At 51.7% G+C, this 201-nt stretch carries 2 tRNA genes; both read right to left on the bottom strand.

What is annotated here, in order from left to right:
- Positions 1–2: 2 nt before the first annotated feature.
- A tRNA-Lys gene (locus tag R3X26_RS19045) sits at positions 3–78 on the bottom strand.
- A gap of 21 nt (positions 79–99) precedes the next feature.
- Positions 100–175, bottom strand: a tRNA-Glu gene (locus R3X26_RS19040).
- Positions 176–201 lie beyond the last annotated feature (26 nt).

The following is a 201-nucleotide window of genomic DNA, read 5'->3' as shown; positions in this document are numbered from 1 at the left end:
AATGGTGGGTCGTGCAGGATTCGAACCTGCGACCAATTGATTAAAAGTCAACTGCTCTACCAACTGAGCTAACGACCCTAAGTACTTCACAAAAGGAAGTGGTATCCCGTAGGGGAGTCGAACCCCTGTTACCGCCGTGAAAGGGCGGTGTCCTAGGCCTCTAGACGAACGGGACACAGGCTTGTAAAAGTGTTGGGCACT

The organism is Vibrio sp. TH_r3, assembly GCF_033101115.1.
Lineage (GTDB): Bacteria > Pseudomonadota > Gammaproteobacteria > Enterobacterales > Vibrionaceae > Vibrio.
The sequence above is the reverse complement of the archived record's forward strand: the minus strand, read 5'-3'. Positions and strand labels throughout refer to the sequence as shown.